Genomic DNA, 2,295 nt, shown 5'->3' with positions numbered 1-2,295 from the left:
ATGCTTTTAGCCCTTTAGTACAGTATATTATTATTCTCTTATCCCTTGGAATTTCATTAAGTCTGCCTCTTATTTCTTCTAAAGGGATATTATGAGAATTGTCTAACTTGCCTATAACCTGTTCTTCTTTTGTCCTTACATCTAAAAGGAAATCATTGTCGTTTAAATTATTAATCTCATCTAAATAAACAGGTTTTATTTTTCCTGTGAGTATGTTTTCAGCTACCATTCCTATCATATTTACAGGGTCTTTTGCTGAGCCATAAGGAGGAGCATAAGCAAGTTCCAGCTCTACAAGGTCATGTACTGTCTTTTCAAACCTCAAACTTGTGGCTAAAACATCAATTCTCTTATCGACTCCATCCAGGCCGACTATTTGTGCGCCAAGTATTTTTCCTGTGTCAGGTGTAAATAACAGTTTTATAGTCATTGGAAAAGGATCTGGGTAGTATTCAGCGTGTGACATACCTTGAATATAAGCAGCTAAATAAGGAATATTATTTTTATTTAGCTGCTTTTCACTATTACCTGTTGATGCAACCGTTAAATCAAACACTTTAACAAGTGCGGTTCCCTGCGTTGCTTTATAAATAGAATTAATTCCACATATATTGTCTGCAACTATTCTTCCTTGCCTATTTGCAGGACCTGCAAGCGGTATTAAAACCTCATTGCCTGTAATAAAATCTTTTACTTCTATCGCATCACCTACAGCATAAATATTCTCATCAGAAGTTAGTAAATGATTATTTACAGTTATTCCACCTATTTTTCCTATTTCAAGCCCTGATTCTGCCGCAAGCTTTACTTCTGGTTTTACTCCTATAGCTAGAATTACAAGATCAGTCTCAATTTTGTTTCCACTTTGCAGGCTAATTATAAGCTTTTCCTGCTTATCAAAAGACTTTACACCATCACTTAAATGAAGTTTTACCCCTTTCGATCTTATATGATTTTGTACTTGAGCTGCCATTTCATAATCGATCTGGTTTAAAACCTGTTTCGACATCTCAATGATTGAAACATCCAACCCTAAATGTGACAGGTTTTCTGCCATTTCTATACCTATAAAACCGCCTCCAACTACTGTAGCCGTTTTCGGAGAGTTCTTTTTTATATAATTTTTAATTAAATCAGCATCTGTAAGATTTCTCACTGTAAAAATTCTACTGTCATCTATGCCTTCAATAGGCGGTTTGATAGGATAAGCGCCTGGAGATAAGACTAATTTATCGTAATTTTCCTCGTATTGAGCACCAGAGGCCTTATTTTCTACAGTTACAGTTTTTTTATCTCTATTTATCTTAATAACTTCTGATTGTGTTCTTGCTTCAATATTTAAGAGGTTTTTTAACTTTTCTGGGGTTAAAAGTATGAGTTTTTCTCTGTCTTTTATCACATCACCACAATAATACGGAATGCCGCAATTGGCAAAAGATATATGTTCTCCTCTTTCAAAAATAATTATCTCGGCTTTTTCATCCAGTCTTCTGAGTCTTGCTGCAGTACTTGCACCACCAGCCACTCCACCTATTATTAATACCTTCATAATTATCTCCTTTGTTAATTAATTTCCCGGATTGCTTTCATTGGGCAAAATGACACGCATTTCTTGCACATTACGCATTTTTCCTGATCTATTACAGGTAAATCATAACCAATCTGTATAATTGCGCCAGTAGGACAAACTTTTACCGCAGGACAACTGTGATTTTGAGGGCATCTTTTTTCATCCACTTTTAACATTTTTTACCTCTTAATTATAATATTCTAATAAACCAATATAGTTTTTTAAAAATTTTTGGTAATATCCATTACATAACTTTAGTTATCTACTATAGCCTTTGAATCAATTAGACTTAGTTTAAAGTTATCAGTTATCGTTGGAGCACTACTAAATTTTTAAGTAAGTTGTGTCTATTTCTGGTGGGAAGTTAAAACTTAAATTACTTGTCTGATAAGTCAATTACACTGAAGATTTTTCTAACTTCATCGCTAACAACTCTATAGCAAATTTGATTTCCTTTTCGATAACCTTCAATAATACCACTATTTTTTAAAATACTGATATGCTGAGATATTGTAGGTTGCGGGATTTTAAGATTTTCTGTCATTTTAGTCACATTACACTCATCTTTGCTGATTAATCCCATAACAATCTGCAATCTGGTTGGATGAGCAAGTGCTTTAAATTTTTCTGCCAACTGTTCAATACGTTCTTTGCGCATACTTTTAACCTTTGTTTTTATAATATTATTATATTCAAATATTAGCATATACTAATAATTTATCATT

At 33.1% G+C, this 2,295-nt stretch carries 2 protein-coding genes and 1 pseudogene (1 of these 3 running past the window's edge); all 3 read right to left on the bottom strand.

What is annotated here, in order from left to right; translation table 11 throughout:
• Window positions 1-1,549, bottom strand: a pseudogene (locus tag A2255_06345) (pyridine nucleotide-disulfide oxidoreductase) (it extends 768 nt beyond the left edge of the window).
• 14 nt (window positions 1,550-1,563) lie between these two features.
• Window positions 1,564-1,746: a 4Fe-4S ferredoxin gene (locus A2255_06340; GenBank protein OGI18068.1), complete on the bottom strand. Its 183-nt coding sequence runs from the start codon at window positions 1,744-1,746 to the stop codon at window positions 1,564-1,566.
• Between the two features lie 200 nt (window positions 1,747-1,946).
• A complete protein-coding gene (locus A2255_06335) occupies window positions 1,947-2,228 on the bottom strand; it encodes a transcriptional regulator (protein OGI18072.1) in 282 nt (93 codons plus the stop codon).
• Window positions 2,229-2,295: the final 67 nt, after the last annotated feature.

This window comes from Candidatus Melainabacteria bacterium RIFOXYA2_FULL_32_9, assembly GCA_001784615.1.
Lineage (GTDB): Bacteria > Cyanobacteriota > Vampirovibrionia > Gastranaerophilales > UBA9579 > UBA9579.
Note: the sequence above shows the minus strand (reverse complement) of the source record. Positions and strands in the feature narration are given on the sequence as shown.

What these genes read in the sequence shown, in the direction of transcription:
- A2255_06335 (OGI18072.1), bottom strand. Translation starts at nt 2,228, where the DNA reads ATGCGCAAAGAACGTATTGAACAGTTGGCAGAAAAATTTAAAGCACTT.
- A2255_06340 (OGI18068.1), bottom strand. Translation starts at nt 1,746, where the DNA reads ATGTTAAAAGTGGATGAAAAAAGATGCCCTCAAAATCACAGTTGTCCT.